Origin of the sequence: Vibrio sp. L5-1 (genome assembly GCF_021728315.1) — a bacterium.
Taxonomy (GTDB): domain Bacteria; phylum Pseudomonadota; class Gammaproteobacteria; order Enterobacterales; family Vibrionaceae; genus Vibrio; species Vibrio splendidus_K.
The window spans coordinates 800,443-819,603 of sequence record NZ_JAKKCQ010000001.1 but is presented as its reverse complement, the minus strand read 5'-3'; the positions used below and the strand labels follow the sequence as shown (position 1 = coordinate 819,603).

10 protein-coding genes are annotated in these 19,161 nt (G+C 43.0%); 6 read left to right on the top strand and 4 right to left on the bottom strand.

Annotated elements, in window-relative coordinates; all coding sequences use genetic code 11:
* Positions 1–3 precede the first annotated feature (3 nt).
* From L3V35_RS03370 to L3V35_RS03355, 4 genes are all read left to right on the top strand, one after another.
* On the top strand, positions 4–849 hold the full coding sequence (locus L3V35_RS03370) for a LysR family transcriptional regulator (protein WP_065206740.1): 846 nt from the start codon (positions 4–6) through the stop codon (positions 847–849).
* A 230-nt stretch (positions 850–1,079) separates the two neighbouring features.
* On the top strand, positions 1,080–3,434 hold the full coding sequence (locus L3V35_RS03365) for an arylsulfatase (RefSeq protein ID WP_010432891.1): 2,355 nt from the start codon (positions 1,080–1,082) through the stop codon (positions 3,432–3,434).
* 204 nt (positions 3,435–3,638) lie between these two features.
* Positions 3,639–3,950 carry a hypothetical protein gene (locus L3V35_RS03360; RefSeq protein WP_010432893.1) on the top strand — a complete coding sequence of 104 codons (312 nt, stop codon included), beginning with the start codon at positions 3,639–3,641 and terminating at the stop codon, positions 3,948–3,950.
* Positions 3,947–4,978 carry a multidrug transporter gene (locus L3V35_RS03355; protein ID WP_237298378.1) on the top strand — a complete coding sequence of 344 codons (1,032 nt, stop codon included), beginning with the start codon at positions 3,947–3,949 and terminating at the stop codon, positions 4,976–4,978. The genes L3V35_RS03360 and L3V35_RS03355 overlap by 4 nt, the downstream gene beginning before the upstream one ends.
* 76 nt (positions 4,979–5,054) lie before the next feature.
* On the opposite strand, the gene L3V35_RS03350 is transcribed toward L3V35_RS03355, so the two are convergent.
* From L3V35_RS03350 to L3V35_RS03340, 3 genes are read right to left on the bottom strand one after another with little or no spacing between them, the layout of a single operon-like run.
* Positions 5,055–6,188 carry a lipocalin-like domain-containing protein gene (locus tag L3V35_RS03350; protein WP_237298376.1) on the bottom strand — a complete coding sequence of 378 codons (1,134 nt, stop codon included), beginning with the start codon at positions 6,186–6,188 and terminating at the stop codon, positions 5,055–5,057.
* Positions 6,188–8,734, bottom strand: coding sequence for an FtsX-like permease family protein (locus tag L3V35_RS03345; RefSeq protein WP_237298943.1), 2,547 nt, complete (start codon positions 8,732–8,734; stop codon positions 6,188–6,190). Before L3V35_RS03345 ends, L3V35_RS03350 begins: the two co-directional genes overlap by 1 nt.
* Positions 8,735–8,742: 8 nt before the next feature.
* Positions 8,743–9,456 (bottom strand): ABC transporter ATP-binding protein, encoded by a 714-nt coding sequence (locus tag L3V35_RS03340; RefSeq protein WP_237298374.1) that lies wholly within the window; start codon positions 9,454–9,456, stop codon positions 8,743–8,745.
* 859 nt (positions 9,457–10,315) lie between these two features.
* On the opposite strand from L3V35_RS03340, the gene L3V35_RS03335 reads away from it, so the two are divergent.
* Together L3V35_RS03335 and L3V35_RS03330 are read left to right on the top strand one after the other, a co-directional pair.
* On the top strand, positions 10,316–15,247 hold the full coding sequence (locus tag L3V35_RS03335; RefSeq protein ID WP_237298372.1) for an AAA domain-containing protein: 4,932 nt from the start codon (positions 10,316–10,318) through the stop codon (positions 15,245–15,247).
* A 5-nt stretch (positions 15,248–15,252) separates the two neighbouring features.
* Positions 15,253–16,638 (top strand): hypothetical protein, encoded by a 1,386-nt coding sequence (locus L3V35_RS03330; RefSeq protein WP_171310874.1) that lies wholly within the window; start codon positions 15,253–15,255, stop codon positions 16,636–16,638.
* Positions 16,639–16,926: 288 nt separating this feature from the next.
* Here L3V35_RS03330 and L3V35_RS03325 read toward each other — a convergent pair whose 3' ends face one another.
* Positions 16,927–18,831: a bifunctional UDP-sugar hydrolase/5'-nucleotidase gene (locus L3V35_RS03325; RefSeq protein ID WP_237298371.1), complete on the bottom strand. Its 1,905-nt coding sequence runs from the start codon at positions 18,829–18,831 to the stop codon at positions 16,927–16,929.
* Positions 18,832–19,161 lie beyond the last annotated feature (330 nt).

Genomic DNA, 19,161 nt, shown 5'->3' with positions numbered 1-19,161 from the left:
ACCATGGATTTTGATCTGAATTTGATAAAAGTATTCTTAGAAGTTTACCAGTATCACTCTTATACCAAAGCCTCTGAAACCATAGGTATCACACAACCTGCGGTGAGTGCATCTATAAAGCGAATGGAACAAGAGATTGGTGAGCCCCTGTTTTATCGAGAGGGGCGGACGATGAAACCGACCGCGATGGCCATTCGTTTAGCCGCTCGATTTCGCGTTGGGTTTGATGAAATACAAAATGCCTTGAGTGAGCGTTTTACTTATTCGGTTTATGTGAACGAGGCGCTGGCATTGGATTTGCCCGTTCTACCGTCAATGATGATAGAACATACTCCATTAGATCAGGAAATACTGCTGCACCAACTTAAATCGTTATCTGTCGATTTAGCCGTGGGCATATTTATGGTCAAAGACCACTCCATTGTCACTGAGCCGTTATTCAGCGAATCGACCGTTATTGTGTGCCGTCGTGACCATCCAAGAATTCATGGTCATATTTCACGGAATCAATTCTATGAAGAGGGGCATGTCGCATTAGCCACCCAATGGAAAGGAATGGATGGATTCGAACATATCCGCTTGGAGAGTCCAAAAAGTAGGAATATCCAATGCAAGACCCATTCAATTTCAGCGATGCTGCTTGATGTCACCATCAGCGATAGAGTTGCGATCGTGCCTAGACATCTTGCACTCAATTGGCAAGAGCGTTTAAATTTTCAAGTACTGGAAAACCCGATAGAGCATAAGCCATTGGAATACTGTCTGGCTTACCATCGACGCTATCAAAAAACAGAAAACCACATAAAAGTTAGAGAAGCGATTCGAGCCCACCTAGAATGCGCGGATTAGTACTATAAACCCCACTTATTGCTGATATAAACGCCACGCTCTACCTGCATATCCCCCTTTTGAATAACCTTAGCACTGAAAAACTACATTGGTGCTGAGGCTATTTTCTTTGACCCCTCGCCATTGAGTTTTACATCTCTGATCTATTTTGCTTCGCTAAATGACGGTATACGGATGTCTTTAGCACAACAGGTAGACCGGAGTTAATTCCTGTTCTCAAAGGTGTCCGAATGAAAAAGCTTAGTGCCATCATGATGTCTTGTTTTGCTGCGGGTTCTGTCGCACAAGAGGTCTTACCGTTTCCTAGTCAGCCATCGACCTCGGTGGCCAAACATACTCTTGCTGAATCTACTCATAACAAGCGTCCTATTTCCAACCATCTACCTGAAGATGCTCCTAATATCGTCATCGTGATGATTGATGATGTAGGTCCTGGCCAAACGTCGACTTACGGCGGTCCAATCGATACGCCTACATTAGATGAAATCTCTGGTGAAGGTATTTCCTACAACCGTTTCCACTCGACAGCGATGTGTTCGCCTACACGAGCTTCATTGCTTACTGGTCGAAACCATCACCGTGTTGGCGCAGGTGTTATTGCGGAATACGCTAACGATTGGGATGGTTATGCAGGGGTGATCCCGAAAACCAGTGCGACCTTTCCTGAAGTACTTAAAAACTACGGTTATTCAACCTCTGCTTTTGGTAAATGGCACAACACTCACCCGTTAGATTCCACAGCTGCGGGGCCTTTTGATAATTGGCCTACGGGTTATGGTTTTGAATATTTCTATGGGTTTGTTGGTGCTGGTGCATCTCAATATGAACCGACTATGGTGGAAAACACCACGTTTGTTGATCCAGAAAAAATCCACCGCGAAGGCTATCACATGAGTGAAGATCTTGCGGATCAAGCGATCAAGTGGATGCGTCAGCACAAGTCTTTACAGCCTGACAAACCTTTCATGATGTATTGGTCTAGTGGTGCGGCACACGGCCCTCACCATGTAACCAAAGAATGGGCTGATAAGTACAAGGGCAAATTCGACGCTGGTTGGGATGAATACAGAAAAGACGTATACGAAAAAGCCAAGAAAATGGGTTGGATTCCTGAAAACGCGCAGCTAACACCAAGGCCAGAAAGTATGCCTGCGTGGGACGATGTACCTGAAGATGAAAAAGCATTCCAAGCACGTTTAATGGAAGTGTACGCCGGCTTCATTGAGCATACCGACGCTCAGGTTGGTCGTTTGGTCGATGAAATCGATGAGCTTGGCTACAAAGACAACACTGTCTTCTTCTACTTGTGGGGTGACAATGGCGCGTCATCGGAAGGGCAAAATGGCACGCTTGCTGAATTGCTCGCTCAAAACGCTATTCCAACCACGACAAAGCAACAAATTGAAGCGATGAACAAGGTCGGTTCAATTGATGAGTTAGGCGGTCCTAAATTCGAGAACATGGCGCATGCGGCATGGGCTTGGGCAGGCAGCTCCCCTTATAAATCAACCAAGTTAGTTGCGGCTCATTTTGGTGGAACACGTCAACCTCTTGCGGTGCGTTGGCCAGCGAAAATTGAACCCGATGCGACGCCACGCTCGCAATTCCATCACGTTAACGACATCGCGCCTACTATCTACGACATCTTAGACATTACACCACCTAAAGTGGTCAACGGTCATGTTCAAGATGAAATCGATGGTAAAAGCATGACTTATTCGTTTGACGATGCGGATGTGAAAGGGCAGAAGAAAACCCAATACTTTGAGATCTTAGGCAGTCGCGGTATCTATCATGATGGTTGGTTTGCGAGTGCGTTTGGGCCAAGAGCTCCTTGGGTTCAAGGTATGCCCGAAGGTTTTAGAGAGTGGAGTCCTGAGACGGATAAATGGGAGCTATACCACATTGATGAGGACTGGTCTCAAGCGGTTGATCTGGCTGATAAGTACCCTGAAAAACTGGAAGAAATGAAGGCGATTTTCAAGCAAGAAGCGCAGGATAACAAAGCATTCCCGATTGGTGGATCATTATGGTCTACTGCAGCACACAGCCCGCAAGATGCGCCAGAGAGTAAATATACGCAATGGACGTATCCTGATGAAATCACCAGAATCCCTGAAATTGCAGCACCAAAAGTCGGCAACCGTTCTACGCTCGTCGAGTTTGATGCGGTGGTTACTCCTGATACGAATGGTGTGCTCTACGCGGTCGGTGCATTCTCAGGTGGTATGACGGTGTACGTGAAAGACGGAAAACTTAATTATGAGTACAACCTGTTTTTGATGGAACACACACATATCCAATCTGAGAAAGTGTTACCAGAAGGTGAAGTGACGATAGAAGTTGAATCTAAAGCGACTAAGCCGGGGCCGTTTACGCCTTTCGATATCACCATCAAGGTGAATGGTGAAACGTTCGCCTCTGGTGTGGTTCCAAAAACAGCGCCTTCGTTCTTCTCATTCAATGATGGGTTTGATATTGGCTCTGATTTAGGCTCGCCAGTATCACAAGCTTATTATGATGATATGCCGTTCAAATTTGACGGCAAAATCAAAGAAGTTCGTGTTAAGTACTTAGAACAATAAAGTGTATGCCGTCTATTGATACCGATGACAATGGGTATTGATAGACGGCTTTTTTCGTTCATTCCGGGCTCAGTACTTAAGTGCGTAAATATATAAGCGCATAAGTATATAGGTGCATAAATATATAGGTGCATAAGTACTTAAGTGATTGGAATAGTCCCAATGGCTTTGCCTTAGAGACGGGATGATAATTTAGGAAATCGTATGAAGATTCATCCAACTACCTTGGTTTACGATGCGTATCCTTCGGTCTATAACATTCTAGAATCGACGTTGTTCATGTGGTTCATTGTGGCAGTCACATTGGGCATCCTTGTATGGACATTGAGCAAGCTATGGTATGTCCATTCTATTCCCAAACACCTTGCTAAAGAGCGTGGTTTGGCTCAGGCCAAGTTGATTTTTTGGCTGTGCATATTGGGCATGTTTTACAAACCGCTCTGGATTATTGCGGTGCTCGCGATTGTGACGGACTGGGATAAATTACAACAGTGGATTAGAGGCGCTTCGCAATGAAAGAGATCATGCTCCCCTACATATTAGTGGTTTGGTTGTTATTCAAATTTAATGTACTCAAACGAACCCCTAAGAATTACTTTGTGTCTGTTGTGATTGGCTTGCTGTTACTGGTGAGTTTGTTTGTCGGCCATCGTTTCTATTCTCCGATTGATTTGACCAATTCAACCACTGTCAAAGCACCTCATGCAGTACTCTCTCCAGCGCTTGGCCAACACATCGACAAAATATACGTTGACCATAATCGCGATGTGAAAAAAGGAGAAGTGCTTTACACTCTCAAAGATGATCTGATCTCTGCGTCGATTTCTGAGGTTGATTCTGGTCTGATTGAAATTGATAGAACCATTGAAGCTCAAGAAGTGAAAGTGGCCCAAGCTAAGCGAAACCTATCGCGTAACCAGAACTTAGAGCAACATGTTAGCCTTAAAGAGTTAGAAGAAACTCAAGACAACGTTGAGTTTTTTATGGCTGAGTTGAACGTGTTGCACGCAAAGAAAGATGGCTTGCTCGCTAAGAAACAAAGCTTGATGTTTGACCTTGACCGCCTTACGGTTCGAGCTCCGTTTGATGGCATGATCACCCATGTTTTTATTGCTGATGGATCTCGAGTTGGTTCTCTGCATGTGTGGGATACATCGAAGAAATTTGTCGAAATGCGTATCCCTGATCAAGCGTTTGCCAATATCGAAAGAGGTCAGTTTAGTGAGTTCTTTATTGATACATTTCCGGGGCAAATTTTCCGCTCTCGAGTTCACAGCAAAGTAAAAGCAACCGGTGAGGCTCAAGGAAATTTACTCCCACAAGAGCAGCGAGTTTCGGCACACATTCAAAGGGGCTCTCCAGCAATTGGTCGAACCGTTATTTTAGAAATTGATGAAGAAACGATGAAAAAAATACCGATTGGCGCGACAGGCTCAGCATGGATCAGTGCGTCTAAGCCTTACCCTATACTCGGTTTTATAGACATTATTGGTGGGGCCACTTTACGTCTTGCGTCTGTTAAGTCGTATCTATTGGCGATTTAATCTCTTTCATTTGTTTACTTTGAATAGAGTGATGAAGCAGCATAAAGGTGGATAGCTCTTTACGCTGCTTTTTTGATTAATGCCCCGTCAACTCCATGTAGCCTGTACCAGGGTGAGTTCCTTCAATTAAGACCGGGCCTTCCCAATAGGGAACCGACAGCGGCATTTTGGCATTTGGATTGAGAGCTGAAACGGTCAGTTCGATTTGTTGAGTTGGAATTGAAACTTGCCATTTTGTTGGGTAGTCACTTCCATCGATTTCCGTTTGCTTGATGGCGGTTAAGTTGATGTCTTGTTGCTTAATCGCGATGCCAGAGCCATCTTGCTGCATTAACCTTGCATGGGAATAACTGGCTTCACCTGTTGCTGAGTTTCGCAGTTGGAACACGACTAAGCTGGTTGCATCACTCAGCCTTAGCGCAAACCAATCCCAGCCTTGTTGTGAGTCGAGTAAGAACTGAGAGCTCCACTCTCTGTCTATCCAACCTTTGCCAGACACTTGATGTGTTGTGCCATCAATGGTTACTTCGCCTGATACATCGATGAATGGTTGGCTGTAGTAATAGGAAGCTACTTTGCCATCGCCACTTTTGGTGCTGTAGCCTTGTTCGCCTTGCTTTTGATAAGGCGCGTTGTTGGTTAACTTAAGCGAGTAGCCAAACTGACCGGAATTAGCGTTCAAGGTTGCGGGGAACAGATCATCACTTGACGATGTCCATTGCCAGTCATCGAGATAGACCCGAAATGGTGAAGCGCTTACACCTGCGAGTTCAGCTTGGTCGCGTGACCACTTCTCATCGGCGTAGTGTCTGTCTTTGGTGGTGACTGCGCTGTGTGCCATGTAGATTTGCTGACTTTGCCACGTAGTTTCCTTAGTGCTATTCGAGCTATCCTTTGGGGCAGCCGCGAAGCGGAATTGTGTCCATTGTACGCCGAGAGCATTGCCATTCTCATCGATAAGGTTAGCGGTTAAATACCACCATTCATGACGAAAACTTGGGTGTGCTTGGTGGTCGGCAGGGAAGGTGATGTTGATACCTTTTACTACCGGAGAAAATTGCGCTTGATCGATTGCCGTTTCATTCTCGGCTTGTGTTCCAGTACCGAGTATCGAACCCATATTCTGAGCGGTTTGTTGTGTGGACTCCTCACACCCTAAAAGGAGCAAGATGCCAAGTGTGAGAACGAAAGCTCTTGTTGGTCGAGTCATCACAACACCTCGCTCTGTAAACTGGATACCACGGGTTTGCTGACCAAACTCCACAGTGGAATCAAGGTCGCAAACACAGCAACTAAAATGGTGATGGCTGCGATGCTGAGTGCGTCACTCCAACTCCATACGTAATTTAAGCTCCAACCAAAGGCGCGCAGGGTGACGATGTCCGTCAACACATAACCGACCATAGCGCCGAGTGGTAAGGCGATAACCAGAGTGAAGGTGACCAGAACAACGATTTGCGCGACTACCATCACCATCAATTTTCTCTGACTAACACCGAGCGCATACAGCCTTGCAATGGCGGCTTTGCGTGCATCGAGCAACATGAAACAGGCGCAGAACAACCCAATCACCGCGACCATTAAGGTGACGCCATTAAGCGCCCTAGTGATGGCAAAGGTTTGTGAGAAGATATCTAAAGCGATCGATTTTATCTGTGCCTGATCGTAAAGCTGGCTAGGGTGCAAATTTAGTTGTTGGCGAAGTTGTTCATAAACCGCTTGTGGATCGCCAGATACTTTGATTCCCAAGCTGGTGGGCAAGTCAGTAAATCCGCTTTCGAGCCATAAATTAGGTGCAAGTAACACTTCGCCATTCGGTGAGCCGTAATCGTGGAAAATCGCCCCGACGATGAGTGTTTTGTCTTGGATCGCGTCGAGCTTGAGTTGGCTTCCAAGGGACAAGCCGAGCTTCACCGCCGTAGGTTCGCTGATTGCCACGAATTCACCTTGGTAAAAGCGCGTCCAGAAGTCATCAAGGTAGGATTGGAACACCATGGTTTGCTCAAGTGTGTCTTTGTCTTTGGTACCGAGCAAAGTCGGTAAGCCCTGCAAGTTGTCGTCGACATAATATTGCTTATAAACGGTTTCAACATTATCAAACTGCTCTAACGCACGTTCCACATTCGCGATTTCAGCTTGGGCAGGGCTAACGTAAATATCGGCATGTAAGCGCTGTTCAAGCCATTGCTTTAACGTAGATTCAAAGCTGCCGACTAAGGTATTCATCCCCACATTGGCGGTAACCGCTAGAAGCAGCGCCATCATGGCAAGGGAAAGAGGGGAGATAAGTTCACGTAGCTCAGCAAACAGATATTGTATCAATCCCGATTGGGTGCGTTTTTCGCTCCAGTTCGCTAGCACGCTGAGTGTTTTGGGCAGGTACAAAGGAATCGACACCACTAACACACCGAGCCATGCCATGGTGAAGCGATGATGTTCGCTCAGCCATAACCCTGCTAACGCGACAATGGTTAATACTGACCCGATAATAAACAGCTGATTTTCGTTAGACGCTTCTGGCGCTTGATAGAAACCGCCATGGGAAGAGAGGGGTTGTCGCACCCGCTGTTTAAAGTGTTGCCAACACGCGACAAGCGTTGCGGCCAGCGTGAGTAGCAGTGCCTGCACTAACCATTGCCACTGCCATGTACCGGGAAGCAGTGTTGCACCATAAAGTTGCTCAAGCGTTATCGCGACAGTTGGATGTAGCCAATGGCTGAGTTGAATGCCGAGAATGAAACCAAGCGACGCGCCCAGTGTGACTAAAACAGTCAGCTCGACTAACAGAGCTGAAAACACGATGCTTGGCGCAATGCCGGCTTGTTGAATTTGCACCAACAGCCGATTACGTTTCAGCAAACTGTACTTCACACCGTTGTAAGCGATGAATAGGCCAACCAAAAACGCCAACAAACTCATGGCGGTGAGGTTAAGGTGAAAGCTGTCGGTAATTAAACCGAGATCCGTGCTTTGGTTGTTGGAAATCCATTGCCCTTGCTCGCCTATGAGGCTCTGCCATTTATCCTGAGTATTGCTGTTAATGTCGCTCTTAGTGTCGCTCTTGGTGTCAAAAATAGCGATATAGCTCAGTTGCCCTTGCTTGTTAAGCAATTGCTGAGCGAATCCAATGTCCATCAACATTCGGCTACCCAGTTGCCATTCATCTGGCAGTACCACAACCTTGGTGAGTACTTCATCCAAAGTGAGCGTGTCCACTTCGTCCAAACTCTGGTGCTGAGATTGACTCATCATCACAATGGGTTCACCCGCTAAGAGTTGCGGCAAAGGTAAGACATTGTCGAACAGGGAAATGTTTGGCTCTTTGGTTTGAGTATTGCTTCTTTCGTCGACGCGAGAGTGGCGAGTTCTTGAAGTGAGGGCGGCGATCAACTCACTGCCTTGAACTGACCAACGTCGACCTTGTTCGTCTCTCACTCGTCCTTCAATCACGGGCAGTGATGCGCTTAATCCACTTTGTCTTAAGCTGAAGTAGAGCGATTCCGGCAAATAGTTTTGCCCTGCTGGTGGAATGATAAGGTTCTGCGCTTGAGCGCTAAGTTGCTCGGTCGATTCTGCATAACTGCGCTTGGCATTGAGGTTGATGGCTTGCACTGCGACAAACAAGGTGACCGCTAACACAATGCCGATCAGAATCGCTGCGGCTTGTAGTGGTGATTGACGATAGTGCGCTGCGAATAGATTCAGAGTCAGTTTGGTATGGGTGAGCTGGTTCTGAGCGAAGCCAGTTTGCTTCATTGGATTACTCACAACGCTGCTGCTCTTAGGGTTAGATCCGTGTTCTTTAAACAACCATCATCTAACACCAATTTTGTCTGCATAAAGCTGGCACATTCCGAGCTGTGCGTGACCAAAAGCACAGCAGTGTTGCCTTGTGTGGTGATTTCGTTCAGCAGCCTCATTACTTCTAAACCTGCTTTGTGGTCGAGGTTGCCTGTGGGTTCGTCGGCAAGCAGTAGCTTGGGTTTATGGGCAAGTGCACGCGCTATTGCCACCCGTTGTTGCTGACCGCCAGAGAGTGCAGATACGTGTCTTTCGAGTAGATCGCTGATACCCAATGCATCAACTAAATAGTCGCACCAGTCGCTCCATTTCTGTTGATTTAAATGAAGAGGGAAGGCGATGTTTTGTTTTACGTTGAGTGGCGTTAGCAAGTTGAACTGTTGAAAGATAACACCCAATTTTTGATGGCGGAAACGGCTCCACTGTGGGTCTTTCCAATCCAATGTGTTCTCTCTATCGAGCCACAATTCTCCACCAGATAATTCGCCACCTGATAGAGGTTCAAACCCCGCAATGATATTCAGCAGAGTACTCTTTCCACTGCCACTCGCCCCTGTCAAAGCCACGCTTGCCCCTGTCGCCAAAGCGAAGTCGACATTTTCCAGCACGTGATGGGTATCTTTGCCATCAACAAAGCTTTTGCTGGCATGTGTGAGTGTGACAATTGGGCTTTCCATTTCCTTTCCTTATAACCAAAACTTACTATCAAAAGGTGTCGTTACTTGTGGCAATTACTGAAGCGACAAGCTCTATAAAACTGTAGACAACAATTTCAAACATTAGAGCGATTTATATCGAACTATTAATAACTTGTACTTCGAAAAGAGGGAAATAGATCAGTGTGAGGAGGAATACAGATGTTAGTGAGAGTTTTGAGTTGCTAATGAGGCTTTTGAATTTATCGTCCAATGGTTCTTGGCCACGTTTAAGTGCAATAAATCATGGCTCAAATTATTAAACGTTTTATTTATGAAAGCGGGGTGGGTTGGTGTTGTTTTGCTAGCTTGTTTTTGCCCCAAAATGAGTTGAGAATGATAGGAAATCGATTGGTAGACCTCAGACTTTGTGATACTTCAGCTAATGGGGGCAAAAGGCGAAACCTTATCCTCTGTGTGCTTGCGTTACAAAGGGCGATCGACCAACACCAGAGTTAATTGCAGAGGTCATACTTTGGAGTACTTGAGCTAATACAGGTAAAAAGAAAGACCTAACCCTACTATTTTCTTTGTACAGAGAGCCAACCGATGGGTTCAAAGATTAGCTCGGCAGCCCCTAACTAGCTAATTGGCATGACACTTTGTGCTTCCTCATGTCATATCCTAATCACATTAACTGCCAGTATGACTTGAGTTGCTTACGCCAATGATGGAGTATTAATCAAAAGCAATAGCGTAAAGATTCCGTTTCAAGTCTTAAGTCTGCTCACAACAATATAAGGTCTATTTTGCTTAATACTGATGCAAAATCGACCTCCAGAGTCGCCTCTTTATGTAAGTAAGCTTTTCTAATTGGATTAAAAAAGAATAAGAAGTAAATATGGATATCAAATATTGGGATGGTGGCCTTGAACGCCACGAAATCGATGCAATTAAAAAAATTGAAAATGTGCTGAGTACCCCAAATGCGCAAAAGCAGAAAAGTGCAAATAAAGGACAGGGGTTTGAAGCCCTGCAAGTTTTAAAAAAGTCCTTTAACGAGGGCTGGAAAGGTTACGCAGGTTTTCGCTTTGTCAATAAACATAAGCAAGGCGAAATAGATTTACTGATAGTAACCCACTGCAATATTCTTATTGTTGAACTTAAACACTGGAACGGCAAACCTGTTACTTCAAATAGAGGGAAATGGTTTTGGGGTAATGAAGATAGAGGGAAATCGCCTGTTGAGGTCACTCGCAATAAAGAGTTTTTACTGAAAAATTTACTTAAACCATTTACAGGAAAATTTAGTAACGCTAACTTCACACCACGTGTATATTCGTTAGTCGTGATGACTGGCAACAGTAACTTTTCTGGCTTAAACCAAAAAGAACTCGCTGAAACACTTAGCTTGAGTGACTTTTGTAAGTTGTGCACTAATCAGAAACTATTTAATGAACGCTTTAACCCTCATTCTAAGTCCGAAGTTTTGTTAAACGATGTCCCACTGCTAGAGAAAAGCTTGCTGCTAAATGATAAGAAAGTAGAAGCGAGGCCGTTATCCGTTGATGGCTGGTTAGGGCAAGAGCAGATTTTTGAGCACCCTAATGAAGTATATAAAGAGTACTTTGCTCAAAGTGAGGCCGATAAGAATGATCGTGCCATTATCCGCAGCTGGGATTTTGATAAACTATCAAACCATGATGCTAAAACCCCTGATGGACGTATAAAAATTGCTTCTCGTGAACGTGAAGTTCTCACCAAAATAAAAAGAGAAAATAGAGAGTTATACGAGCATTGTGTTTCTTCACTAACAATACCGACTAAAGAGAAGATAACCTCACAATATAACGAGGTTGTTGAGCTTCCTCATGGCCATGAACGCCTTAATGATTTTATTGTTACCTATGGTGAAAACTTATCCATTGATGAGCGTGTTAACCTAGTTAGGGTGTTAATCGCTCGTTTTGCAGACTTGCACCACCTACAACTCGCTCACCGAGACATTGGTAAACACAGTATTTGGTTAAGTACTGGGCAGCGCGTTGCGCTTTCAAACTTTATTTCGGCCTTTGTTCGCAAAAAAGAAACCGTGGGTGACGTTCGAGATGAGCTATCGGTATACAACCAAGCTACGCCTTCACTAACTCCCTATCATTATGATGTTTCTCGCCTTGCAATTATTGCGTGGTCAATTCTTGAAGCCAAACGATTAACACCTGCGCTTGAAAAATCGTTAGAGGTTGACCTTTCGCAATGTGATGTGTGGTATGGCGATACGTTATTAAGAGCTCTTAACGGTAAAGATTTTGCTAATGCTGGTGAGTTTTTAGATGCTTTGGTTGAACAAGAACCAAGTAAAGAAGCTGCCTTTAGCTTTTCAACGCAAGAGCTAGAGCGATTTGTTAAGGCTAGCAAAATAAGCAAATTGCACCCTGAATTAGAAGAAATTTCTGCAAACGATTCAAAAGAAGTCTTTAAAGCTGTCACTGGTGTAGTAAAAGTTTGGAATAATATTAATCCTACTGACATTAATGCTGGTCTTGGTCTTCGCACGTTATCGTTTTTAGAGCGAGTAGAAAAACTGCAAAGCCTTAATTTAAGTTTTATTCCCACCGTTGTTGATTATGGTATTACCGCACGAGATAGCTCGTTGTATTTGGTCAATGAGTGGATTGAAGGGGAAACTTTAGAACCTTACCGTATGCGTAATCGCAGAAACGATATTGTGAAAAGCTTAGTTGCCCATATTGAGCATATGCACTCGTTAGGCATTGCACATGGCGACTTAAAACCGGAGAACGTTCTGGTAGATAAACATGGTGACGTTTTTATTATTGATGTTTTAGATTTTCATCATGATGCAAAAGAGTTGCTTAATACTGAATATAGCCCTGCGGATATCGATAACAGTTCAGCCTTTGAACGTGATAATTATGCAGTAATGAAAATAAGCGCAGAGCTACTGGAAATTGACTGGGGAACTGAGAGCTCAAGCTTTGAAGCAGTTAGCAAAGCTATTATTCACGAACTTGAAGATGTTGATTTTGGCTTTAGAGAATTAACTCGTTTTAAAGATGCTGTTTTAAACCCAGAAAAAACAGCACAACCATCGGTTGAAACGATTGATATTGAAATAGGAGGAGCAAGAGAAAGCTTTGATCCTCTAACAATATACCCTGATAACGGTAAGTTATATGTTTCGATAGAAGACAGTGATAAAAAAGCCTCGGGTTTGGTAATGAACTTTTGTGGATTAGGTGGCTTCTTTAGGCTTTTCTTCGATCAAGTAAGTTTCACTTTTGAACATGGCTTAGCTCCTAAAACAAGAGATAGTATTTATCCTAGAGATATCGAAAATGCTGTTTTAGAGCTTCCTTTTGCTATTCGTATCACTCAAGGTAGAGCAAGTAATCTAGAAGCACTCAATAGACGTATTCGACAGTTTTATAGTTTCGAAAACGCAGTTAAACAATTTCAATTAAAACAGAGAAAAGTAGAACCTCTTTCAGTTGAGCACCCCACCGATACTATTGAGGCTGAACATAGTGTTAAGCCGATATCGACCAAAGATCTTTGGAAGGCAATTCTTAAAACAGAGACTGAATCTCATCCATATGTAGAGCTTATTGGCGAGCCAAGAACACATAAAGATGATAAAGATATCCTTATACTGTCATACGAAGCTGAAAAAGATCCACTTGATGGCTTTACCGCTAAAGATCAGGTTGAAGCTATTATCGTTAATGATGAAGAGGACTACTTTATTGGCGAAGTTAATTTATCGGCCTCAGGATTGAATAGAGTGCAGTTATCCCGCTATTCGAAGAGAGCTCACCGCTTAACTGAAGACGATATCATTTTCTTTCGCAGTAAAGCTGATAAGTCTTCTTTCAATAAACGAAAGAACGCATTAACTCGTATTCTTGAACAAGACTCAGTTGTAGAAAATTTATCAGATTATTTTGAGCCTGACTGTAACTTAGCGCCTACAGACTATGACTTAACTGTCACCGATGAAGATTTTAAACGTTATGATCGAAAAGATGATAACGGTAATACTATTAAGCTCAATGATAAACAACGAATAGCTTTTCAAAAGCTTCTAAGGTTTGGCCCACTTTCAATGCTGCAAGGTCCCCCGGGCACAGGTAAAACCGAGTTTATTGCTGCTTTTGTTCATTACTTAATTGAAAAACAAGGCACTGAGCGAATTCTATTGGTAAGTCAGTCACATGAAGCCGTGAATACTGCTGCTGAACGAATTCGAAAACACTGTGGCCGTTTAAAAACGGAGCTTGATGTTGTGCGTTTTAGTCGAAGTGAGTCAACCATTTCCCACTCATTACGTGACGCATATTCTGATAATATTGTTAGTCAAAAAGTAGAACAATTTGAAACTCAATTAAAATATCGAGTGTTGAACCTAGCTAAGTCATTAAAAGCTCCAACTGATTATTTAGAAGCCTATTTAACCTTAGATAAGCAAATACTCTCACACATTACCCAGCAACAAAGTGCATTAATAGCACTTGAAGATAAAGAGTTAGTAGCTAAACAGAAGAAAGAGCTTAAAAAACAAATTGGTGAAAGAAAGTCATTAATTAACAGTAGATTGCCTCAGAGTATACGTACCAACAAAGATTGGCATGATAACTTAAGAGATGTTCATGACGGCTTAATTAAAGAGTTAAATCAAGAGTATGCTATTGAGCTAAATACCTCTAGCTCAGTTCAACGACTAGTGAAATTGTCGAAAGATATGATACGAGTTATGCAATCTGGAAATGCCAATATGGATGAATTTTTGGCTCGTTCAAAACAACTGGTTGCAGGTACTTGTGTTGGTATTGGCAACTGGAATATTGATATAGCAAGTAATCAATATGACTGGATCATTATTGATGAAGCGGCTCGTTCCATTGCAAGTGAGCTAGCAATTGCGATGCAGGTTGGCAAACGAGTGCTACTAGTGGGGGATCACAAACAGTTACCTCCTCTTTATACCGATCCTCATAAGAAAGCTTTGGCGAGACATTTAGGTATTCAATCATCGAATGATATCGATGAATTAATTGAAAGTGATTTTGCTCGTGCGTTTGAAAGTGATTATGGGAAACAGATAGGTGCGAAACTGCTTGTACAGTATCGAATGGCTCCTGCTATTGGTACTTTGGTCTCTCAGTGTTTCTATGGTGGTGAGTTAGAAAATGGTGAACGAAAGATCCCTGATATTTATCGTGATGTGCCCGAAGCATTGAGTTCAGCTACAACGTGGCTTGATACATCAAATTTAAATAAAAAAGCATCTCATCAAACAGGTTCTGGTCGAAGCATTTACAATGATGCAGAAGCTGATGCTATTGTCGATTTGCTCAAACAGGTTGATGAAAATGAAAATTTTGTTCATTCATTACTTGAGCAAGTAAAAGAAGGTGAAGCCGCTATTGGTGTGATTTGTATGTACGCCGAACAGAAAAGGCGTATCAGACAGAAAGTTAAAAAGGCCTCTTTGTCTGATGAACTTACAAAATTATTGAAAATAGATACCGTAGATAGTTATCAGGGCAAAGAAAATCGCGTCATTATTTTATCGGTAACACGTTCAGAGCCAAAGCAAGGTTCAGGTTTTTTAAAACTACCCAACCGAATTAATGTTGGTCTTTCAAGAGCAATGGACCGTTTGGTAATTGTTGGTGATAAGAGAATGTGGCAAGGAAAGAATAGCCAATTGCCATTTGGTAAGGTTATTAAGTTTATGGAAGAAAATGCTAGTGAAAACTTGTATCGCTTTGTAGACATTACAACCAAGAAATTTAAGGAGGCGGTATAACTGTTATGGAAAACACAATGATTGAATTTAATGAAGTAGATTATATTGTGCCTACTGAAACATTTGGCATTGAATACTCTTACTTAAGTAAGCAAGGCTTTCCGTTCATAAAAGAGTTTTTGCTCAAAGCACTATATATTTCACCGCTTTCTAAGTTTGAACTATCCTCATTTTTTGGCTTTAATCAGCGTGAATTAGCTGCTGCTATTGAGGAGCCAATTGGTAAAGGTGAAGTTGCATATTCTGACGAAGGGAAGTTATTTCTAACCACACTGGCGAAGGGGTATTTTTCTTCATTGGATGATAAGCCTATGATCGAAAAGCCACAGTCTAGGACTTCTTCTGTTTCATTTGAACTCGCTGGGTTTAATAAAGTCAAAAATCAGCATGAAAATTGGCATACAGGCCTTCGTTTAAATATTAATCATGAAGTACAAAGCTTAAGTGAACAGCATGCAAGAGCGATGTTTAGTAAACACTTTCAGCGGCTAGTAGAGAAAGGTGAGCTGGGTGTAATTAAGACTCATGATAACTCGTTACCTAGCCTTTATTCTGTTGATAAAGTATCTAGAAAGAAAACTATCGCTCACAGAGTTAAGCGGAAATTTGAGATAGATTTAGACAGTCGTATTAAGCCTTTTTACGTTGATAAGCTTTATGAGAATGATGAGGCAATTACACAGGCTATTGCACAAGAAACTGACAACATCAGATTAGGTAACAACCTAGATAGTATTACTGCTGCATGGGATGCTCTTGAAGATATGTCTGTTAGCCGTTTTATTAAAGGTGAGAGTATCGACTTTCGAGGAATGCTGGCTGAAATGGTAGCTGGATCTTTTAATAAACCGTATGAGCTTTTGGTTGGTCCGTTATATGGTAAGCAACCTTGGAATGTTATTGAGAGCAATTTAAAGAAACTCAAGACCCAGAAAAAGACGCAAAAACCAAGAGAGCTATGCTGGTTTGGTGCTAATACTCGTTATTGGGGAATGAGTGAAGGCTTTAATAAAGTTAAAGATAACCTCATTAACTATAAAATGAATGGAAAAAACACAAATTATAAGCTGAAGGTGTATTTACCTTGTGATGACCATCAGAATGTTGAAAGGCAAGCTGGTAGAGCGTGGAAACACAAATTAGGTAGCATTGAGTTTTGTGAAGGTATTAGAAACGGTTTATTTGATGGTAGCGTTGAGGTTTTACTCTTAGATAATGAATTTGCTGCGGTGAGTTACCATTTATCACTGCCTGATCTCAGCCCTGTTCATATTCCGCTAGGTATTTTCACTACAGACCAAAAGTTGGTTGCCAAAATAGCTAGCGTTGCTAATGAGTTTTTAAAAGGCTCGGTATCTCATGGAAAGCCGAATTTAATCGGTAAATTGTAAGTTAGAGCCTGATTTTGGGAAGTGTTACATCTGATTTAGCAGTATAGTGGATGAGTGAGCGAGATCGGTTGCATACAAACTGTTTGCGGAGCTAAAAGTAATCTAAAAAGACAGTGCATCCTACGGAGTCTAACTCGCTTTTGTCCAACTATGAGTTAGTCTTTGCGGATCATTTATCCAGTATCAACCGTGTAATTAGTAAAGGTGTGGTGTTGTAGGACGGGAACGACTTAACCACGCTCTAAGCGTCGTTAAGTCGTTAAGTCGTTATTGGTTTGAGGTCAGGGATTAGTTGAGTGCTTTGATCAGAGTGATTTCGCGTTTGATCTGTTTGCTCTCTTGTTCACTAGCTTGCGCCAGTTTCTTTTCGCGTGTGGTTATGGCTGTTTGTTTGGCTTTGTCAGATTTGAACATCAGTTCTTTCACGTTGATAGAAGCGATGTTTGTGTAGCGGCCATCGTCACTGGTGGGGATTGATATGGTTTCATCATTAATCAATGACTTTACGATCTCTCGCTGTTCATTGTAGCGGTTCTCTAACCCCGAAAGTGCCCATCGCTGCTGAGTTTTACCTTCATACTTGCCGTTCTTTTCTTCTTTAAGATACTTGATGGTCATGTTACGGATCGTGCCTGCTTCTTCTCCATACTCTGCTTCTGTATCAAAGAGTACAGGGAACGATTCACCTTCTAGCACGCCGCCTTTCTTGGTTAGATGACCCATTCGATAGCTATTCATACCAATACGGATTTCTGTTTCATCTGTAACTGGAGTGCCATCTGCAAACGCGAGGTTGGTGATGCGTGTACCTGCAGGTTGAGTTAGGTCGATGGTATAAGTCACGCCCGCGAAGAAGTCATTGGTCGAGTATTTTGATGCTCTGCGCTCGGGATTAAAACTGTAGGTTACATCGCCAGTTTGCACTGAGTTGAAGTAGCCCGCAGACCATTCCATGTAGGTTCTTAACTCTTTTCCTGTCATCTGGTAGACAGTGATTTCGCCACCTGCGTATTGGTAGTTGTACGCGATGTCTTTAGCTTTGATCGGGCCAACGTCGAGCTCTGCATTGTCGTTGTCTATTTGAAGTGCAATGACATTGGCTTTGGGTGCATAGAAGAAGCTCGCTTCTTGGTATAGCGCACTGATGCCGGTGTCTTGAACGTGGACTTGAGGGATACCGCGGATTTCATTTTCAGGGACTAAATCAACGCCGGTAAGCTGAGCGACAGGTCTGTTCGCCATTTTTCGGAGTTGTTTATGATAAGGCTGGTATAGCTCATCCATATTCTCGTCAGAATCTATACCTTTAATCTTATAAGTGAAGCTGTCTTTGTTGACGAGAGTGAATGTGCCATTGCGCTCTTCAAATTGAAGATCGATACGAGATAGGGCTCGGCCATATTTGTCGGGCTCAGTAATAATAACGCCATTCACAACGGCCTTATCGATGCGAGTGTGCATGTGGCCAGCGACGATGGCATCAAGCTCTGGGTTTGCATTGGCAATGTCGGTGACACCGGTGTCGGCAATGTCATTCTCGTTTTCAATCCCCATATGGGCAACCAATACGATGGCATCCACTTGATCATCAATCTCTTTGACGATTTTCTTCACTTCCAAGGTTGGATTAGTGAAAGTGACGCCTTCTAAACGGTTTGTACCTTGCGCAAAGACCTCCGTCATTGGGGTATCCATTCCTATCACACCGATCTTAATGCCACCGCGTTCTAGAATGGTGTAACCCGGTAAGAATGGATTTCCGTTTTTGTTCTTGATGTTGCCGCCGAGAGACTGCCCTTTAAATTGGGTAACTGCTCTGTTGAGCGTTTTAAGGCCAAAGTCGAATTCGTGGTTACCTAAAACCCATACATCGTATTTCATGTGATTAAAGCCAAGCATCATTGGATCAACGGGCTCGTCTTTGAAGGTTTCGACGAAGTTGCCTTGGATGGTGTCGCCAGCGTCGACAAGGATAATGTTAGATTGCTCTTTGCGGATATTACCAACTTTGGTCGCGATTTGACTCAAACTACCACGAGTGTTGAGTTTATCTGCCGCGTAATCCCACGCCATAAAATGACCGTGGATATCTGAAGTACCCAGTATCGTGACATCGTGTATGTCGCCATCAGCTGCAAAGGTGGGAAAGGCTAAAGAGAGTAGGATGGCGCTTGATAGTATGTGTCTTTTCATAAGTATGTTCACATCGTGGTTTTAAGTATGACGCTACCATATAGAATCGAGGTTGCCTTATGGGTGATCAGTGTCATATTTATAGTGATATAACTTACTGATGTTTCAAATAAATGTGATTCATGACCATCTCGTAACCACTTAAATTATGGAGAAACGCATTACAACTCTTTACTGCGTTCTCAATACTCAATTCCTTGAATCAAACTTTCTCAGTGAATCAATTTCCGTAAGCACTTCTGTCTTTGTTTAAGGTGATTGGGTTATCCCGTCATTCCCATTACTTCTTAGAGCGGTCTTAATATTTCTATTAATAACTATACCTTTAAT

Bases quoted from the DNA above. Each gene is read 5' to 3' on its own strand.
- L3V35_RS03370 (WP_065206740.1), top strand. From the start codon at position 4: ATGGATTTTGATCTGAATTTGATAAAAGTATTCTTAGAAGTTTACCAG.
- L3V35_RS03365 (WP_010432891.1), top strand. From the start codon at position 1,080: ATGAAAAAGCTTAGTGCCATCATGATGTCTTGTTTTGCTGCGGGTTCT.
- L3V35_RS03360 (WP_010432893.1), top strand. From the start codon at position 3,639: ATGAAGATTCATCCAACTACCTTGGTTTACGATGCGTATCCTTCGGTC.
- L3V35_RS03355 (WP_237298378.1), top strand. From the start codon at position 3,947: ATGAAAGAGATCATGCTCCCCTACATATTAGTGGTTTGGTTGTTATTC.
- L3V35_RS03350 (WP_237298376.1), bottom strand. From the start codon at position 6,188: ATGACTCGACCAACAAGAGCTTTCGTTCTCACACTTGGCATCTTGCTC.
- L3V35_RS03345 (WP_237298943.1), bottom strand. From the start codon at position 8,734: ATGAAGCAAACTGGCTTCGCTCAGAACCAGCTCACCCATACCAAACTG.
- L3V35_RS03340 (WP_237298374.1), bottom strand. From the start codon at position 9,456: ATGGAAAGCCCAATTGTCACACTCACACATGCCAGCAAAAGCTTTGTT.
- L3V35_RS03335 (WP_237298372.1), top strand. From the start codon at position 10,316: ATGGATATCAAATATTGGGATGGTGGCCTTGAACGCCACGAAATCGAT.
- L3V35_RS03330 (WP_171310874.1), top strand. From the start codon at position 15,253: ATGGAAAACACAATGATTGAATTTAATGAAGTAGATTATATTGTGCCT.
- L3V35_RS03325 (WP_237298371.1), bottom strand. From the start codon at position 18,831: ATGAAAAGACACATACTATCAAGCGCCATCCTACTCTCTTTAGCCTTT.